Source organism: Dictyobacter formicarum (assembly GCF_016587435.1).
In genome coordinates this window covers 53,957-71,310 of sequence record NZ_BNJJ01000015.1, presented here as the reverse complement: position 1 = coordinate 71,310, position 17,354 = coordinate 53,957, and the positions used below count along the sequence as shown (strand labels likewise).

Genomic DNA, 17,354 nt, shown 5'->3' with positions numbered 1-17,354 from the left:
GAGACGCTAAAGAAACGAGGAGTTGATCTGGGTCAGAATCTCTTCCACAATCTCTTCTGGGCGCTTTTCATCGGTTGGGATCTGCACAGCGAAACCAGGAGAAGCAAAGGCAGTCAGACACCGATCAAGCCGCTCTTGAATCCAGACAAGAGCTTGTGCAGTGTGTTCCTGTTGGCGTTGTGCAAGGCGATTGAAATAGTCTAATCGCAAATGACAAAAACGAGTCGTTTCGCCCTTGGAAGAGGTTGGGATCACATAGCGGATCTCAACCTCTTCGTTCGTGACGATGACACGATCAACAAGCAATTCGATGAGCTGCCGCTTCTGTTCAAAGGTGGCGGCACTGAGCCCTTGCTGAACGCGCTGGCAGAATATTTCAATCGATTGCACCATTCCAGCAAGCTGATCATGGCATCCCACAGTAGCTTCCAATTGCCGCTTTTGTTCGGCAATAACAGACAGGCGCTGTTCCAATTCAATCTTGCGTCTCTTGTACTCTTCGAGTTGAAGCACATTCGCCAGATAGGCATCCGTTAGCCGTTCCATCTGCTGTTCCAAACTAACTCTCGCCTTGCGCAGATTCTCCCGACGAGCTTGCAGTTCTTGAGGAAGCCACAGCCCACCTTGAGCACGAGCGAGCGCAGTGGTAATGGCGTTGGGATGCGTGAGTATCTCACAGACATCTTGCCAGACCAGTTCATCGAGTTGCTCAACAGGAATCGAACGTGCTGGACATTTTTCATCTCGGTGCGAGATAGTTCCATGGCTTTTGCCCACACAGACATAGTACGCATAGCCTCCGCGGCTACTGCGACCAATACAGCCAAGCCGACATGTCCCACAACTGACCATGGCACGTAGCAGGTAGGGATAGGCGGTATTGTTGCGACGGGCAAATTGCTGATTGTGTACCAGTTTTTGTTGCACCAAATCAAATTGCTCCTGGTTGATCACTGCTGGAACTTGAGTGATGGCAGTCCATTCCTCCTGGTTCGTCTGGACATGTCCTCCTCGACCTCGGCCAATAGGGACCAGGGCTGAGTGTCGTCCACGAGCCTCAGTAGGACGACTGCGTCCAATGTAGACAGTTCCCGTGTAGACAGGGTTGGTAAGAATGCCTCGGAGGGTGGCCTGATTCCATCGGGTTTTCCCGGCAGGACTGGCCACACCCAGGTTTGTTAAGCGTTGGATTTCCGCCTTTAAGCTCTTGCCTTCTTGCAGGTAGCTTGAGAACAGTTCTGCCACGACCGCGGCTTCTGCCAGGTCAAGACGGACCCCTGCCGGATCACGGGGATGGGCAGGATCAACCCGATATCCATAGGGTGCGCGGGTCCAAGGAAGCAACCCACCTGCCAGGTACTTCTGACGTCGTCCCCGCCTCATACGCTCGGCAATCAAACTGCGTTCGTACTCGGAAACGGCTCCGCGAATTTGGAGCAGAAGTTGATCGTGGGGATCATGGCTCATGGGACGATCCACAAACTCCACCTGACATCCACCTTGTTCAAATTCTTCAATGAGCAGCATCTGATGCACGTAGTTACGAGCCAGTCGATCAGGGGCCGTGATCACTACGCGATCAAAGATGGCCCGTCCGATTTGCTCTCGTAACCGATCTAGCCCCGGACGACGCAGTTTGGCCCCGCTGTAGCCATCATCACGAAAGATGTGTTCCTCTTGCCACGGCCAGCCTTGTGCTTCATGATAGTTGTGCAAACTGTCGAGTTGTTGTTCGATCGTTTGTGTCTGTGTTTGTCGTTGCGTTGAAACGCGGACGTAGACTGCGATGTTCATTGTCATCCTCCCGGTGTCCTGACTCCTGGAAGGTGGAAGGCGAAGATGGCCTGCTCCATTGGAGAAGCAGCTGATAGGCTTGATCCCATCGACGCTCAGCACCAGGAGCCTCAATCGTGGAATGATGGATGCTCCATTGTCGTTTGTTCATAGACTTCTACCTTCGGGCAATCTATGATCTTGATGGTCTCTGAAGCGTATTGTCTCTCATGTGGGAAGCCTTTTCGTGCTGACCTTTTGGGAAGATATCTCAGCCGACTCAAGCAAAATTTGTCATTTGTGATTGTACCATTGAGGAGCGTTTCCTTCCGCGCAGTGAGACAGAAATGGTAGAAGTGTGGATCAATCTGGCGAAGGCCATCGGTAATCTCCTCAAAGTAGGGGCGGTGCCACAAGGTCATGGGAATGATTAACGTCCGTCCATACACCTGCTTGAGCACGCGTGCTGTTTCTATCACGAGGGGACGCCATGCGGTCAGATCCTGAAAGTCGGTAAAGGCTTCGATGGGTTTGACGATAGCGGCTAACCCAGCTCCTACTATCTCGGGGTCATAGAGCATGCTATGGTACAGACGCTGAACCAGTAGTTCTGCTGTCGTGGTCTTCCCGGATGCAAACGAGCCATTAATCAGAATGATCATTGGTATGAGCTTCTTTCAATGTTTTTCTCGTCTATTATCCCCAATGCCTCGCGCCAGCGCAATCAAGTCGCCTCTTTTTCTCAACTCTCCCATGTTTTGAGCAAGCAGGTAGTATGCACCAAACGCGGCCATGAGACATTTTATGAGAGAAAAATTGGCCATTTCACTCTACAGGCTGATGAAGAACGCAATTTGAGCTTGGATCATGAATTGGGCTACAGAGTCAATGTATGTATAGCGCCCTGGCCTGGGGCCTTCCCACCGAACTCGTGATCCATGATATGCGTAACGAGTACGCCGGGAAAGTGGCTGCCCGGTATCGCATTCGCTACACGGTGCCGTCGGATTGGCAGCATCTGGGCCTGTTTATGATACCGCGAGACGTGGTGACCGGAAACCAGCGCGATCGACATACGTGGATCTTTCCAGGCAATTGCGCCAGTATCCTGGCTCTTTACTAGCCAGAAGCCGCACCAGATAGTCTATATGGCAGATGCATAGCGGACATAAAAGGCTTTTGTTTGAGCTTTGACGCATATCTCCCCTTTTTGGCGAAGTAAGGAGCAACCGCTTCGTCTCATTTTCTTGCCATCTGCCCCGAATATAACTATACTTGAATATATATCTATCTATAGCTCGCACCAAAGGAGGGTCGGTCGTGTTTTACATTGCGCTGTTATTTTTGATCCTGCTGGTCGCAGCTGCCCTGGTTATGCTGATACAGAACTTTGCGATATTGTTATCCAGCGTTCACCTGACTTTCTTTTCCTGGCATCTTCCAGGCATTCCGGTGTTCCTGCTCTTTTTCTTCGGAGCCTTCCTGGGTGGGCTCTTGCTCTACATCTTTTCGACGCGCTCGGTTCGGCACGACGCTCGGGAGATCAAGAGACTGAACGCGCGCGTAAAGGAGTTGTGTGCCCAGATCGAGGAACTAGAAAAGTTGCAGATGAGATCGCCCAGCGGGGCGCTGTCCACGAATTTCGCGCCGCCCGCGGTGCCCGTTCCGGTTTTTTCGCCTTCTGGTGCTCTAGGGCCCTCCGGCCCTCTCGGACAGAGGCAGACCGTGCAGCCTCCCCAGCCTGCTCAGCCTCCACAACCCAAGCAGCCGAAATGGCGCCAGGATTCCAACTGGCTCAAGTAAGAGCGTGTCTGATATCAAATCTGGTTGGGTAATACCTATTGCGTGAATATCGCAGGCGAGGGATGCAATGCTTCTTTTTCCGTTGCAAAGAGTGTTGTCCTCATCTGAGTCCGTTTGTATCGGATCGGGGCGTGCAATATGCCAGTTCTGCTTACACTGAGCGATTGATGAGCATGGGTATCCAAATCAGCATGTCAGCCAAAGGCAATGCCTACGACAATACCAAAGCGGAAAGTTTCTTCAAAACCTTGAAACAGGAAGAGGTCTATCTTAAGCAGTACCAAACGTTTGAAGAGGCGTCGGCCAACATTGGACAATGTATTGATGAAGTTTACAATGCCAAACGTTTGCATTCCAGCCTTGGCTATGTACCTCCCATCGAATTTGAAGCCGCGTATTATCAAGGGTTAGGGTGTTGACTTCGGTTGTGGTCTGGTGGCAAGGGGTCACTCCAGTTGTGCAAGTTCTCGATACCAACCATCATCAGAACCAGACGAGCAATCACCACCCGTTCACGCGACGCCATATGGCATCAATGGTTGCGGGTCTAGCGTCCTCAATGGCTGACGTGAGATGAATCACGTGGTACTTGTCATATTGAGCAGCCGTCGCGCAGGCGTGATTTGGCAGAATTCGCACCCGGGTCCCGATAGGGAGAGAGGGAAGAACAGCGGCGCTATCGGGACGGATGGTGAGGATGCCATGCTCTTGGCTGGCGTGACTCATGATCAGGTCCGTGTAAGGAACACCATCGAGGTCGGTGACCATGCCATATCCCTGGTCAACCCGTTGGCGCGCGGTCCCGCGGTCGCTGGATGTTGCCATCCATCCGCCATCAGTGACGATCCATCCCCGGCTTTCGCGGTGCCCGATCACCGTGACAACTACAGAGAGCGCCAAGTTGTCAATGTCGCAGACTCCGACGCCTGCCATGACGAGGTCGAAGAACATATAGTTGCCGGCACGGACCTCTGTGACGCCTGTGAGATCGACGGCTGCATATGCAGTCGGTGTCGAACCAACACTCACGACAGGACACGGCAGGCCCATGGTTTGCAGAGCATTCGCTGCGGTAACAGCAACTGCGCGTTCATTTTCGGCTGCGACTGCTAACGCTTCTGGGGTGTCAGCAAAGTACGACTCGCCAGCGTGTGTGAGCACGCCCCGCAACTCCGCAGCGCTGTCCAAAATCCGGCCAATGTCGATCAGGGCTGGATCGTCTACCAGGACACCACCACGGTGTCCATCACAGTCGATCTCAACGAAGGCAGGGATGCGCGTCCTTGCCTCACATGAGGCCTGGGCAACGGCCTCAGCCTGTTCTTGACTGTCAAGCAGGACAGCGAGATCGACGCCACGCGCACGAAGTGCGAGGACGTGTGGGAGTTTGTGTGGAGCGATGCCAACAGCGTATATCATGTCAGTGTACCCAGCATCCGCGAAGGCGTCAGCCTCGGCCAGTGTCGAGACCGTGATGGGTCCAGGAACGTCGTCGAAGAGGCAGTTCGCAACGTCGACGGACTTCGCTGTTTTGATGTGGGGCCGAAGTGTCACCCCAAGCCGATCGATGTGTTGCCGCATGCGAAGAATATTTTGGAGCAGTTTGGCGTGATCGAGCACCGCGAACGGCGTGTCGGGACCGACGATCGTCAGTGAATTCATAGCGAGGGTTTCCTCCAGTTCTGGATGGTCCAGCGACAGTCTGTGCGACTATCGACGTCCCTCCAAGCGCAATAGGTGATGTGTAACAATGATGGAGCTGAGAGAAGATGCTTCATTTACAAAGCTCTGCCCAAGTATACCAGATGAGAAACGATTTGCCCAAGCAAGGCTTACATCTCTAGGGAAATATGTAGGCGCTGGCACCACATACGGCAAGTACGATATACTTAATGCGGCGCCTACAACCACTCCTCAAAATTGCCAGATTGGGTCACGTAGCCAGTCATTTTGATTCATACCCTACCCTCCGCCACATTCCAGTCTATTTCCTCTTCTCACCTGGCAGCCATACCTGCTCCTGCCTTGCATCAAAACAGCACCATCCCTTCCCTCACTTGCCCAGTCCGTACATGTGACGACGCATCGCCTTATTTACACGCAAACACATACGCCGCCTTCCCCATCGACGCGATCCCACCACGAGTCGTCACCAGGCGTGGCTAAGTACAATCACACAACTTTTGCGGCATCGAGGTATACTGCTGAGATAGCAAGAAACATCTTCGGGCAATTGCCTTGTAGTGCCGGGACAAACTCTGTACAATAGTGCCAGCATGACTACACAATCAGCAAAGGAAGGGAGATATGTCCTCGATCCTACCTCCATTGCACTTCAACGAAGCTTTTCTTTCTTGGTTTCGAGAACGAACCGAGGCAGCCTGGAACAATTGTCACACCATCACCCTTGATGATTATCCCAATGCTGAGGCTGGGGAGATATACGATTGCGATTGGCAACAAGGAACGGATGCCATGCCGAGTTCTGTGTCTTTACACAGAACTCGGCATGGCATCGCGCTGATAGCGACGGTATCCATTCATACTCAAGGGCCTTTTTTACCAGGATTGTTCTTGAAAAATCATAACCAGCTTCTAAGCAATACCCGATCCTTCCACGATCCGCGCCTCATCGCACTTCTCAAACACACACTCCGGCTGATCGCCTCGCCGTACCGCTCTGTTTATCAGCCAGACGCTCCAGAACAACACGATGAGGGCAATCAATTCCCAGCCGCTACCTATCCAGCCGAGCGTGGTCAGTGGCGTGAAACGCACCATCAGACCCCCAGAGCAGACCCCCGGCAGAGCCAAGGTAGATCGCGGAACTATTGAGCGAGAGGACCACGCCCGGCCCCTCCGGCGATAACGCGATCAAACGATGCTGCTGGGCGGGCAATATCGTTGTTCCGGCTATGCTCCACATGGCAATCGCCACAGCAACGGTAAGAAACGAAGTAGCCGCCAGCGAGAGCGTAAGAAACGCCAGCCCAACTACGACCACGCAGGGTACAATGGTCCGTACAGCTCCCCAACGGTCGATGCTATAGGCACCGATGGCGTTCCCCAGCAGACCCACTAGTCCGAAGAGGAAGAAGACACTACTGATGCCAACGCCATTCAGATGCGTCACCTGCTGCAAGAAGGGGCCGAGATACGTATAGACGGTAAAATTGCCGACGATACAGGCAAGCGTGACCAGTAATGTTACGAATACGGTTGGCTTGCGTAATAGAGCCAGGCGAGTGCTCAGCTTAATCGCTGGGGGATTGGCAACAGTAGGAAAGAGAGCCAGTACCCCGACCAGGGCAAGCGCACTCAAGGTCGCGATCAGCACAAAGGTCATCTGCCAACCAAATTGCGAGCCGATCACAATGCCCAGCGGCACGCCCAGGATCAGCGAAACGGTCATCCCGGTCATTACCAACGAAAGAGCCCGCCCGCGCTTCTCAGCCGGGGCTAAGGCAGCCGCTACCGCCGACGCGGTAGGGGTATATAAAGCCGCGCCAATTGCAGCCAGGACTCGCGCCACGATCAGGACACCAAAGCTGGTCGCTACAGCCGCCAGCACGTTCGCCGCGACAAACAGAGACAGGCTGAACAATAACAACCGCTTGCGTCCTACATTACCTGCCAGCGTAGCCAGCACAGGCGCTCCCAGCGCGTAGGTCAGGGAAAATACAGTCACTAATTGACCGGCCAGATCAACCGATATGTTGAGCTGATGTGCCATATCAGGCAAAATGCCGGAAATCACAAATGCGTCCGTCCCCAACGCAAAGGTTCCCACCGCCAGCACCAGAATACGAAACCACATGCAGTCTCTCCTCAACTATTCGTTTCATTGTTCACGAACAATTGAAATTATGCTCCCAAAAGTGCTACAATAGGGATGAAAAGAACGCCGTACCACACCACCAGATGTGTTAAGCAACGCGCCGTTTCTCTCCACACAATTTCTATTGTTCTACAATCATCGAACAATTGGGATTGTACCATAGAAAAAAAGGAATGACAAGTGAGAACGCAGCATCATCCAGCCAGAGATGATATCAAGCTGTCGGATATCTTCTACGCCTTGAGCGACCCTAGCCGGCAGAGCATTATCAAAGAACTGGCTAAGAAAACGGTATTGAACTGTAAAAACTTTGAGCTTGAGGTTGCCAAGTCAACACTGTCGCATCATCTCAAAGTGCTGCGCGAATCTGGCCTGACGCAGACTCGTCAGAGCGGGACGATGGCCTTTATATCCCTGCGGCGCGAGGATCTTGATGCACGCTTTCCCGGCCTGCTGGATGCAATTCTCGGTGCCTACGCAAAAGAAGAGCAGGATGCCTCTGGGGCCTGATGGTGTCCCCTGCCGCTTGGTCGTCGCCACACATCCTGCACGCAAAAAGAAGAGCCCGGTGGGCTCACACGTTCAGGCGTCGTCTACGAGCTCTTTTTCACCAATCTCCCGCCGCAAGCATTCACCACCTGCGATGTCGTCGAGCTGTATTTGCATCGTGGCGCCTTTGAGCCTGCCCTTTCCGATGAAGATCAGGAAATCGATCCCGACCGGTGGTGCTCTCATTCGACCTGGGGACAGGAATGCTGGCAGATGGTATCCCAATGGTCTGGAACCTCCGCCTGGAATTAGGGCATATACTTTCGCCTGAACCGGAGCGCACCACCGAGTTTGCTCCTGCTCTCTTCCCGCCTGCACCACACACGGCCCTGCCTCTGGCAATGCTCCTCCAGAGGTGGGCTCCACATGGAAGGCTGGTCGCTTCTCGGGCCACGATTTCACCCTCCAATCAGACGGGACCCTGCACTGTCCCGCAAACCAGGAGCTTCCCACGGGTTGCGCAACGAGAATCAAAACTGAACAATAAGAGCGGGCACACGAGCGGAAACCATGTCTCCTTGAGCGAGAATACGTCAAGAGACCTATTTCGAGACAAGGAGGTGTAAATTTGGGCAATCTGTGAGCGAAATTCGGATAAGTCGGTGAGTGGGCTTTTGGCTCGGCGAAGGGGCAAACCAACCACAAATGTATCAAAATCTGCTCACGGATTGCCCAAATTTACAGCTTGGCCTGGAGCTACGTAAGCTGTCAGGCTTAGCCGTGCCAACCGGGGCTGCCAGATAAAGCCCGCTCATGCTCAGCCATTCCATCGTCCCTGATGACACTGGCAACGCCGAGCCGAGAGTACTCGAATGCCTTGCTAGTCTTGATCCTGCCGATCACGTTCCCGTGCAGGAATGAGCACTGCGGCCCACCACAGCAACTCGTTTACCATCTTCTCCAAAGCCCGGTCCAGAAATGCCCCACTTGGCGAATCAGGCTTGTCGGATACGTTGGGAACCACGCCAGGGACCAACGAGATGCCAACTTGCTCGCGAATGGGGACCATTTTCAACTCGATGAGCACCAGGCGCAACTGCTCGGCTACCCGATATCCTGCGGAGAAACCACCATAGTTCACGATAGCCGCTGGCTTATGGACCCACTGGAGGTACAGGTGGTCAATGGCATTCTTGAGCACAGCCGGATAGCCATAATTATATTCAGGGGTGACAAAAATAAAGCCATCAGCCCGCTCAACCTGTGCTGCCCACCTCTCAGCTTCGGGAGCAAGATGTCCATACACTGGCAAGGTGGGGGAATCAAAGAAAGGGAGGGAGATATCGCGGAGATCAATAAACTCATATGTTGCATCGGTGCGCAAAGCTAGGCGATCCATAAGCCAGTTTGCCACAACTTCACCTCTGCGGCCTTGCCGCGTACTCCCAAAAATCACCAAAATATGGGGATTGGTACTCATTTTTTCTCCTCTTGTTTGTAGAATGAGTCAGCAGAGACACTGCTCTCTCTTTGTGCTATACTCACTATAAGAGAGTCAAAGCCTTGAGACAAGAACGCACTTTTGGGTGCATGACTTACCAGGAGGTGAGTGCCATGGAAACAGGAGCCTTGCTTGGGAAGATTCGTGGATCTGACGTGTGGAGTGCACGCTGCCCATCCCGACGCTTGCTCGATCTGATTGCCGACAAGTGGACCACGCTGGTGATTGTGGCCCTGGCAGACGGACCCAGGCACTACAGCCAGTTGAAGCGCGATGTGAGTGGGATCTCGCACAAGATGCTCAGCCAAACGTTACAGCGGTTAGAGAAACAATGCTTTGTCACACGGACGGTCTACCCGACCGTGCCCCCGCGTGTCGAGTATGCGCTCACGGCGCTTGCTCAAACGCTGCTTCCAACACTGTGTGCGCTCATCGATTGGGCCCAGACCCACGCCGCCGAGTTTCCCATGCTTGAGGAAGAGGTCAAGTGAGTGGATAGGATGCTGCGGTCCATTTGGGTTTTGCGATGATATGCTTCATGTCCATGGATGGTAGGTTTCCGGGCTGCTTGTCTGTGTCATCGAACGGGATGTTTCGTCTGGTAGTGTTCTCCTTGCATACAGCAAGCGAGCGCTTTTCCCCTCATAGAGGTATGCGGCATGTCACCCCAAAGTAGATATGTACCCAAATATTCTTGCTCTCCTGAACGATTGTGAGCGCCCGGTGGCTACTGCGGATGCTCTGTTGCACCTGTCCACTATTCACTTGCGCGAACGCCTGGAATGCACAGCACATGGCTTCTGACGCAAGATTTGCCAAGGGTTGGGTGGGTGGAGCACCGATCAGGAAGTGTGCCAGTGAAAGTTCTCGCGACGCGCCTGGCTCGGTGTCCAATGCTATGTAAAACCCCAGGGATGTTTCCAGATAGGGCATAGCTTCCTCAAAGTCTCCTCTCAGAATATGGATCACGCCAAACGTGGAACGACTTCGCGCTTCCAGCTCCTTATCATGGCTCGCTTGTGCCAATTCCAGCACATGTTCTCCATGAGTTAAGGAGCTCGTGAGAGCGTCCCAGACGATGGCGATGATCTGTGCCAGGTCCCATTCTGTTTCTACCAGTGCTTGCTGATCACGACTCGTCTCGGTCATGCGCCACGCTTCCTCCAGGAGCGCCTGCACCGGTAGTTTGTTATGCGACTGTTGGACGGCCAGAATCGCCAGGAGGTTGAGCGTCAGACTCACCAGCCGGGCAGCTGGTGGCGCTGCGCATAAGCGACTAGCTCTTTGATAGGCGTCCTGAGCCTGTTTCCAGGCCTGCTGGAAGGTGTAGGCCTGCCCCAGGTGGGCGTAGAGACATTCGACCACTGGGGCCCCTAACACCATCTGGACTCCTGCAACAAGGTGCGCGCCTGGTGGGGTTCACTATCGGGCCAGAGGAAGGCGGCCAGCTTGCAGCGGGAGTGCATTATTCCTCCGATTGCCAGGTAGAGCAGCAAGGCCTGCGCTTTGCGTAAGGCAAAACTAATGCCACAAGCCAATTGAGGAAAGCTCTCCGTAGTTCGGAGAGTGAGATCGATCTTACCAAGTGAGAGAATGCTATGCTATAGTATTCTTAGCAGATAGAAAGGTCAATCCCTTTCTGGGAATGGAGCAGCGTTCCTAGGGAAGCAATACTAGAAACGTCTACGTGCATAGACATATATTGGTTTGTTCGTACATCCCTCTGAACAAGGGATCGGACCATACAAAGTTGTCACCGACATCTCGAGGAGAACGTATGGGGGCTGGAGAAGCGCTCTCCCTTCTTGCCATCCGCTTCTGAGAAAAACCAATCAATAAGGAAAGAGGTCGATGACACAGAGAATATATCTGGTGGTCCCTGCGAGTTCGCGGGGCTACCGCCAGGGAGGTCGAAGCGATGAGCTACCGTCTGTCGCCGGCTGATGACGCCGGCGCGTTTCCCACACTCGATGACTCTGAGCTTGCCGTTCTCGAGGCGCTTGGGACCCGACGGTCGGTGGCCGTGGGCGAGTACCTCTATCGGGAAGGGGACATCACCTACGACTTCTACGTGATCCTCTCGGGAGCGGCCGAGATCGTAGTCCACTCCGACGGCGAGGAACGGTCCATCGCTCGCCACGGTCCTGGTCGATTTCTGGGCGAGCTGAACTTGCTGACCGGCCAGCGGGTGTATCTATCGGCTCGTGTTACTCAGTCCGGCGAGGTCATCGTAGTACCGAGGGCAGCACTGCAACATGTGATCGCGACGAACCCCAGCCTCAGCAACACGATCCTCGCCTCCTTTCTCGTCCGCAGGTCCATGCTGCTGAGCGGGGCATCAGCTGCCATTCGCGTCGTGGGTTCCCGGTTCTCGCCCGAGTCGCTCCGGGTCCGGGAGTTCCTGGCCCGCAACCGCATTCCCCATGAGTGGCTGGACTCGGATCACGACGCTGCCGTCGAACTCCTCCTGCGCGAGTTCTCTGTCCACCCGGGCGAGTTGCCAGTCGTGATCGCCTCCGGCTGGGTCTTGCGCCACCCGACCCCTGGAGAGCTGGCGGAGTACCTCGGATTGACCATCAACAGCCTTCCCGAACGCTGTTTCGACCTCGTCGTGGTCGGTGCGGGGCCAGCCGGTCTCGCAGCAGCGGTCTATGGCGCCTCCGAGGGACTGCGAACCCTGGTCGTCGAGATGGCCGCTGTCGGAGGCCAGGCAGGGACCAGCTCACTCATCGAGAACTACCTCGGGTTCCCGACCGGGATTTCCGGCGGCGACCTTACCCAGCGGGCCGTTGTGCAAGCGGAGAAGTTTGGCGCCCATCTCACAAGTCCGTGTACAGCCTCGTCGCTACGTGAGAAGGCCGGCCATCTCGTGATCCGCCTTTCGGATGGGACTGATGTCGCTGGTCGTGCTGTGATCGTCGCCAGCGGGGCTCGCTACCGACGACTCGCAGCGGCCCGTCTCGCGGATTTCGAAGGCAACGGGGTGTACTACGCAGCTACCGAAATGGAAGCGCGCCTCTGTGCCGGGTCACCGGTCATGGTCGCAGGCGGAGGCAACTCAGCCGGACAGGCTGCATTGTTCCTGGCAGCGGCAGGCAGCCCGACTACTATCGTCATCCGCGGCCATGACCTGAACGCTAACATGTCGCGCTACCTCGTCGACCGGATCGAGGCCGATGCTCGAATCAACGTGCGAACCAACACCAAGATCGTCAGTCTGGACGGTGACCGGACCCTCGCGTTAGTACGTGTCACAACCGTTGGCGGAGATGCCGTGGTGCCGTGCAACGCTCTGTTCTCCTTCATCGGCGTAGATCCTGCCGCGAATTGGCTATCAGGATGCGCGGCCCTCGATGAGCACGGTTTCGTGCTTACCGACCGGTCCCTAGGCGAAGAGCGCCTCGACGAACGATGGGAAGCGCTGGGCCGACGACCGCTGCCCTTTGAGACTAGCTATCCCGGATTGTTCGCCGTCGGCGACGTCCGGGCGGGCTCGGTCAAGCGGGTCGCGGCAGCCGTTGGCGAAGGCTCGGCCTCAGTACGTTCCGTCCACGAGCACCTCGCATTCGCTCGCTGAGCAGCGAGCGAATGCCATCTGTGAACGCTTTTTGGGAAGTGTGCGGCGCGAGTATCTCGATCACCTGTTCACATTGGTTTCTCTGGCTCGAACAGCAAAGATGTTGCCTCTCATCACAAGCTCAATTTTTGATTTCGTCACCAATATCTTCTGCAGTGTGTATGCCTCATCGGGGGTGGTGCGTCCACGACGCATGACGTTTCAAGATTGGGCCAGGTCCGTTTTTTCTCTTTCAAGTTTACTCATTTCACAAAGGTTGACCATAGCCATTCCTGTTTCTCTCCATCAAGCATGGGACGAAAGGACATGCTTTCGACTGCGGTAGGTGGGTGTGGTGTCATTGTCGCTTGCTTGTTCGTGTTAGAGAGGAACAGGGGAGAGCACTCTCGTATTGTTGAGGATGTCAGAGGGAGAGAGACAACCATGTGAGTTTTAGACGATGTGAGGATCGCGTGGTATCGGTGCGACAACCGCTCGTACGCTCGCTAAGAATGGTGCTGATGTCGCGATAAGCTCTAGGCGTCTATTGCCACGGTAAATGCCATTGCCCCTGGCCCAACATATACTCCGGGAACAGCAGGCGTAGAAGAAATTCTGGCGCAATTGGCAAGTACCTCTCCGGCTAGAAGAATAGCTCAGGCAACAGAACTGGTTGGCCCCGCCGTCTTCCTTGCCAACGATGAAGCAAGCTATGTGCATGGCATAACCCTTCCAGTTGAAGGAGGCGGCACTGCCGTCTAAACGAGAAAGGAAGAGTGTAAGACCATACAACGCTTCGATCTATCATCGCTCAAAGACCTTTAAATTGGAAGGGATACGCAGGTAAATCCCAGCATTATTCGGACCTTAACCACATCGGGGCTTGCAGCTCTCTTCCATGCTTTTCGAGGAGACCTTCTATCTCCTCCTCAAAAGCACCCACGGTCCATCTGATCAGGTTTTGACAGAGAACCTATGCTGATTGGCTTGGAAAGAGAGCGCTCACTGAGCGTATCTGACACATCCCTCGCTTCCATTGATAGCACTAACCCGTAGGGTAGGCCGCCAGCGAGGTACTGTTGTCAGTCCTTTTCTGTCGGCCCCCACCGAACCGTGCGTGCAGGTTTCCAAGCACACGGCTCTCCAGTTGACGGCAACCACTCGGGTTCAGGTCTACGCACATCCCGTGCCCTTCTTCCTTTCAGTTGCCATCCACCTGTTCCCCTTCCCCATGTCTCAGGCATTACCCCGAGCAGTTGAGTACGATGGGAACTCCGTCATCATGAGGCTCGCGCCTTGAAGATGATCCCGTGTTTCGTCCTGTCTGTACGTATCGAGCGCACCGTAGGCGGCCCACTCATTCCTTTGAATGACCTCGTTGGTCATCGTCCATCCAGCAGAAGGAACAGTGATCTCCCGTGGCAATCTCCGTTCAGGATGGCATCGACTTCAGATAGGGTGTCGATGGGAGTGCGCATGCTCCTCTAAGAATTGGGCTTTGGGCAGTCTAGCTCTCGCCATAGTGCGCGGACCTTGCAACGCATCAGATTACATATCTTCGTCTGATCACTGCTTTCCGCAACATGCTCTTGTCTCCTTTGCCTTTCGGCTCCAGGTAAGTTGGGTGATCCAAGTACCTCCTTCTGAGTACTTCCTGGTTGCACCAGGGATACAGTCAGGCGCGACACGGCGCACACGGGATGCGCAACGAGATACACATTTAGCTGAAGTGGCTTTGCAAGTGCACTCAATGCTCTGGCTTTTTTCTGGGCAGAGATCAGAAATACCCTCTTCACGAAAATGGAAGAGCAAGGAAAGATGCTCTCAAGCCCATTCACTGGTGAGCTATATCTCGTTGTGCATCCCGTGGGTGTTACGGCTGGACCAGGACTTTGATGGCTTGGCGCTGATCCATGGCGCGATATCCTGAAGCGACCTCGGCTAAGCTGACGGTCCGGTCCAGGATGGGTGAGGGATCGAGCTGACCAGCAAGCACATCTTTGAGTAGTTCTGGAAGATACGCCCGGGCTGGTGCCAGTCCTCCACGTACGCCGATATTGGAAGAAAACATGCGTCCAAGTGGAATCTGTCCGCTCCCATGCGGTGCTCCGACAAACCCGACAGTCCCACCGGGACGGCTCATATTCACCGCCATCTTGATGGTTTCCTCCGTTCCCACACACTCCAGTACCGCCTCCGCGCCTCCCTGTGTCATCTCAAGCACTGGCCCGATTGCCTGTTCGCCTCTGCTTGTGATCACCTCGGTTGCTCCAAACTGGCGCGCGAGGGTGAAGCGGTGTGGTTGATGTCCCAGGGCAAGAATCCGCTCGGCTCCCAGTCGACGCGCAGCGAGGATGGCACACAAACCGACAGCGCCATCCCCGATCACCACCACGCTTCCTCCTGGACGCACCCCGGCGGTCACTGCCGCGTGGTGGCCTGTTGCCATGACATCAGTCAGAGGAAGGATGGCCTTGAGCATGGCTTCATCTCCCTCAACAGATGGTGGAATTACGATCAGCGTCGCGTCTGCGAAACGTGCGCGAATCGCCTCAGCCTGTCCACCTTCATGCCCAAAACCCCATATCCCTCCTTGCACACATGCGCTATCAAGACCCTTCTGACAGAACTCACAGGTGCCATCACAGAAGTCAAAGGAAGCGATCACGCGATCTCCTCGTTTGATGGTTCGTACCTGCGAACCAACATCCATGACCAGGCCCATCCATTCATGCCCGATTTGCCAACCAGGTTGATAAGGCCCCTGACCTCGATAGGGCCACAGGTCAGTTCCACAGATACAGGCATGGGTAATCTGAACGACGGCGTCCGTTGGCTCAAGAATGGCCGCATCGGAAATCTGCTCCACCTGGATATCAAAGGCTCCACGAAAAATGGCTGCTTGCATCGATACTTCCTCCTCCTCTCTTAAAATCTGATATGGATGGGAGAGATGCAGCAAAAATGCTGTATCTCTCCTGCCAGTATCACTGGGGCAGGTTCTGCTCTCAATCAAGTATGTACAACTTTATTTTGACGCAAAAATGCCTATAGCTGCTTGGGCACAGTTCGGTGGCGATCTTCCCACTGGCTACCTTGAATCACCTGTTGGATTGGTTCGGGCGTCATGGCTGGTCCTACCTCCATACGGATGTTTGGAGCGCAAAGCTCCTAGATGAGCCGAATCGAGAACTCCTCATGTAGCCAGGCAGTCGCAAGCGCAATCGCTCCCCGCGTCGCCGCAGTCTGCGCCAGGGCGTTCAACATCACGAAGTCGTGGATGGTGCCCTGGAAGCGCACCGCTGTGACACGCACCCCTGCCTGTCGCAGTTTGTTGGCATAGGCTTCCCCCTCATCACGCACCACGTCGGCCTCGGCAGTGATGATGAGCGCCGGGGGAAGTCCTTGCAATTCCTCAACGCTGGCTCGAAGCGGCGAAGCGGTGATCTCGTTGCGCTCGCCAGGATGGGGCGTGTACTGATCCCAGAACCACATCATGGTGTCGCGCCTCAAGGAGTACCCCTCGGCAAATTGGCGGTAGGACGCTGTATCAAAGGTCGCATCGGTGACCGGGTAGAACAGCAGTTGAAGCCGAATGGCTGGCCCCCCACGCTCCCTGGCGAGCCTGGTGATCACCGTTGCCATGTTGCCCCCAACGCTGTCGCCAGCCACAGCGAGACGCCCGGCATCCAGGCCATGTTCTTGCCCGAATCTCTCAACCCACTGCGCCACCATATAACATTCCTCAAGGGCCGTCGGGTAGCGGACCTCCGGGCTGCGTTGATACACCGGGAACACGACCGCAGTCCCTGCTCCGACGGCGAGTTCACGTACCAATCGATCATGTGTCTGCGGACTGCCGAAGACCCAGCCGGTACCATGGAGATACACGATGACTGGCAGTGGTGACTGCGTGTTCTGGGGCCGCAGGATGCGAAGTGCTACCTGCTCCCGTGGACCGGCTGCAATGGTCAGGTCTTCCATATCGACTGCAGGCTTGCGAACCTTGCCAGATTGCGCCTCATCGAGAGCGAGCCGCCCCTGTTGGGGGCCAAGAGTACAAGGCAAAGGTGACAGGGCAACCGATTCTGCGAAGGCTTGCGCCTCGGGTTCAAGCTGAATCCGATTGGTCATGGGTCTGGCTCCTCAATGATGAATGACAATACACAGCGTGTCTGCAGCCAAAGAGTGTTCCTTCCATCCTCTCTTCCTTGCGCAGCTCGATCATTGCACAAGGACACCAATAGACTGTTCGCTTGTTTTGGAGTATACGAAGCAGCGTACTCGTATGTCACTGGACATCGCCTCACTTTCGCACCACACATTCCTTCACATCACAGCTTTCCTTCACTTGAGCTGGCTGACAGCGCATGGTTCTTACCACCTGGCGAATG

At 54.9% G+C, this 17,354-nt stretch carries 16 protein-coding genes and 1 pseudogene; 8 read left to right on the top strand and 9 right to left on the bottom strand.

Annotated elements, in window-relative coordinates; all coding sequences use genetic code 11:
* Positions 1–6 precede the first annotated feature (6 nt).
* A complete protein-coding gene (locus tag JMI88_RS24580) occupies positions 7–1,800 on the bottom strand; it encodes a recombinase family protein (protein ID WP_236023043.1) in 1,794 nt (597 codons plus the stop codon).
* Between the two features lie 104 nt (positions 1,801–1,904).
* Positions 1,905–2,435, bottom strand: coding sequence for a P-loop nucleotide/nucleoside kinase family protein (locus tag JMI88_RS24575; RefSeq protein WP_201364614.1), 531 nt, complete (start codon positions 2,433–2,435; stop codon positions 1,905–1,907).
* 230 nt (positions 2,436–2,665) lie between these two features.
* On the opposite strand from JMI88_RS24575, the gene JMI88_RS24570 reads away from it, so the two are divergent.
* From JMI88_RS24570 to JMI88_RS24560, 3 genes and pseudogenes are all read left to right on the top strand, one after another.
* Positions 2,666–2,896, top strand: coding sequence for a hypothetical protein (locus JMI88_RS24570; RefSeq protein ID WP_201364613.1), 231 nt, complete (start codon positions 2,666–2,668; stop codon positions 2,894–2,896).
* 197 nt (positions 2,897–3,093) lie between these two features.
* A complete protein-coding gene (locus JMI88_RS24565) occupies positions 3,094–3,576 on the top strand; it encodes a hypothetical protein (protein WP_201364612.1) in 483 nt (160 codons plus the stop codon).
* A 119-nt stretch (positions 3,577–3,695) separates the two neighbouring features.
* Positions 3,696–3,995: pseudogene (locus tag JMI88_RS24560) on the top strand (transposase); the annotation flags it as partial.
* A gap of 82 nt (positions 3,996–4,077) precedes the next feature.
* Here JMI88_RS24560 and JMI88_RS24555 read toward each other — a convergent pair.
* From JMI88_RS24555 to JMI88_RS24545, 3 genes are all read right to left on the bottom strand, one after another.
* On the bottom strand, positions 4,078–5,238 hold the full coding sequence (locus tag JMI88_RS24555; protein ID WP_268906013.1) for a DSD1 family PLP-dependent enzyme: 1,161 nt from the start codon (positions 5,236–5,238) through the stop codon (positions 4,078–4,080).
* 933 nt (positions 5,239–6,171) lie between these two features.
* Positions 6,172–6,357: a hypothetical protein gene (locus JMI88_RS24550; RefSeq protein ID WP_201364609.1), complete on the bottom strand. Its 186-nt coding sequence runs from the start codon at positions 6,355–6,357 to the stop codon at positions 6,172–6,174.
* The gene (locus tag JMI88_RS24545; protein ID WP_201364608.1) at positions 6,314–7,393 is read right to left on the bottom strand and encodes an MFS transporter; all 1,080 of its coding nucleotides are present in this window, start codon (positions 7,391–7,393) and stop codon (positions 6,314–6,316) included. Before JMI88_RS24545 ends, JMI88_RS24550 begins: the two co-directional genes overlap by 44 nt.
* 201 nt (positions 7,394–7,594) lie before the next feature.
* Between JMI88_RS24545 and JMI88_RS24540 the strand changes: the two genes are divergently transcribed.
* Positions 7,595–7,924, top strand: coding sequence for an ArsR/SmtB family transcription factor (locus JMI88_RS24540; RefSeq protein ID WP_201364607.1), 330 nt, complete (start codon positions 7,595–7,597; stop codon positions 7,922–7,924).
* A 212-nt stretch (positions 7,925–8,136) separates the two neighbouring features.
* The gene (locus JMI88_RS39570; protein ID WP_236023042.1) at positions 8,137–8,529 is read left to right on the top strand and encodes a WecB/TagA/CpsF family glycosyltransferase; all 393 of its coding nucleotides are present in this window, start codon (positions 8,137–8,139) and stop codon (positions 8,527–8,529) included.
* 254 nt (positions 8,530–8,783) lie between these two features.
* Here JMI88_RS39570 and JMI88_RS24530 read toward each other — a convergent pair whose 3' ends face one another.
* Positions 8,784–9,383 (bottom strand): NADPH-dependent FMN reductase, encoded by a 600-nt coding sequence (locus JMI88_RS24530; protein ID WP_201364606.1) that lies wholly within the window; start codon positions 9,381–9,383, stop codon positions 8,784–8,786.
* Between the two features lie 134 nt (positions 9,384–9,517).
* On the opposite strand from JMI88_RS24530, the gene JMI88_RS24525 reads away from it, so the two are divergent.
* Positions 9,518–9,895 (top strand): winged helix-turn-helix transcriptional regulator, encoded by a 378-nt coding sequence (locus JMI88_RS24525; RefSeq protein WP_201364605.1) that lies wholly within the window; start codon positions 9,518–9,520, stop codon positions 9,893–9,895.
* Positions 9,896–10,046: 151 nt separating this feature from the next.
* Here the strand turns inward: JMI88_RS24525 and JMI88_RS24520 are convergent, their stop codons facing one another.
* On the bottom strand, positions 10,047–10,787 hold the full coding sequence (locus JMI88_RS24520) for a hypothetical protein (RefSeq protein ID WP_201364604.1): 741 nt from the start codon (positions 10,785–10,787) through the stop codon (positions 10,047–10,049).
* Positions 10,788–11,322: 535 nt separating this feature from the next.
* Between JMI88_RS24520 and JMI88_RS24515 the strand changes: the two genes are divergently transcribed.
* Positions 11,323–12,981 carry an FAD-dependent oxidoreductase gene (locus tag JMI88_RS24515; protein WP_201364603.1) on the top strand — a complete coding sequence of 553 codons (1,659 nt, stop codon included), beginning with the start codon at positions 11,323–11,325 and terminating at the stop codon, positions 12,979–12,981.
* 525 nt (positions 12,982–13,506) lie between these two features.
* Positions 13,507–13,722, top strand: coding sequence for an SDR family oxidoreductase (locus JMI88_RS24510; protein ID WP_201364757.1), 216 nt, complete (start codon positions 13,507–13,509; stop codon positions 13,720–13,722).
* A 1,111-nt stretch (positions 13,723–14,833) separates the two neighbouring features.
* Here the strand turns inward: JMI88_RS24510 and JMI88_RS24505 are convergent.
* Together JMI88_RS24505 and JMI88_RS24500 are read right to left on the bottom strand one after the other, a co-directional pair.
* A complete protein-coding gene (locus JMI88_RS24505) occupies positions 14,834–15,868 on the bottom strand; it encodes a zinc-binding dehydrogenase (RefSeq protein WP_201364602.1) in 1,035 nt (344 codons plus the stop codon).
* Positions 15,869–16,131: 263 nt separating this feature from the next.
* A complete protein-coding gene (locus tag JMI88_RS24500; protein WP_201364601.1) occupies positions 16,132–17,094 on the bottom strand; it encodes an alpha/beta hydrolase in 963 nt (320 codons plus the stop codon).
* Between the last annotated feature and the right edge of the window lie 260 nt (positions 17,095–17,354).

Bases quoted from the DNA above. Each gene is read 5' to 3' on its own strand.
- JMI88_RS24545 (WP_201364608.1), bottom strand. From the start codon at position 7,393: ATGTGGTTTCGTATTCTGGTGCTGGCGGTGGGAACCTTTGCGTTGGGG.
- JMI88_RS24570 (WP_201364613.1), top strand. From the start codon at position 2,666: ATGTATAGCGCCCTGGCCTGGGGCCTTCCCACCGAACTCGTGATCCAT.
- JMI88_RS24520 (WP_201364604.1), bottom strand. From the start codon at position 10,787: ATGGTGTTAGGGGCCCCAGTGGTCGAATGTCTCTACGCCCACCTGGGG.
- JMI88_RS24575 (WP_201364614.1), bottom strand. From the start codon at position 2,435: ATGATCATTCTGATTAATGGCTCGTTTGCATCCGGGAAGACCACGACA.
- JMI88_RS24580 (WP_236023043.1), bottom strand. From the start codon at position 1,800: ATGACAATGAACATCGCAGTCTACGTCCGCGTTTCAACGCAACGACAA.
- JMI88_RS24555 (WP_268906013.1), bottom strand. From the start codon at position 5,238: ATGAATTCACTGACGATCGTCGGTCCCGACACGCCGTTCGCGGTGCTC.
- JMI88_RS24525 (WP_201364605.1), top strand. From the start codon at position 9,518: ATGGAAACAGGAGCCTTGCTTGGGAAGATTCGTGGATCTGACGTGTGG.
- JMI88_RS24550 (WP_201364609.1), bottom strand. From the start codon at position 6,357: ATGGTGCGTTTCACGCCACTGACCACGCTCGGCTGGATAGGTAGCGGC.
- JMI88_RS24530 (WP_201364606.1), bottom strand. From the start codon at position 9,383: ATGAGTACCAATCCCCATATTTTGGTGATTTTTGGGAGTACGCGGCAA.
- JMI88_RS24505 (WP_201364602.1), bottom strand. From the start codon at position 15,868: ATGCAAGCAGCCATTTTTCGTGGAGCCTTTGATATCCAGGTGGAGCAG.
- JMI88_RS24500 (WP_201364601.1), bottom strand. From the start codon at position 17,094: ATGACCAATCGGATTCAGCTTGAACCCGAGGCGCAAGCCTTCGCAGAA.
- JMI88_RS24515 (WP_201364603.1), top strand. From the start codon at position 11,323: ATGAGCTACCGTCTGTCGCCGGCTGATGACGCCGGCGCGTTTCCCACA.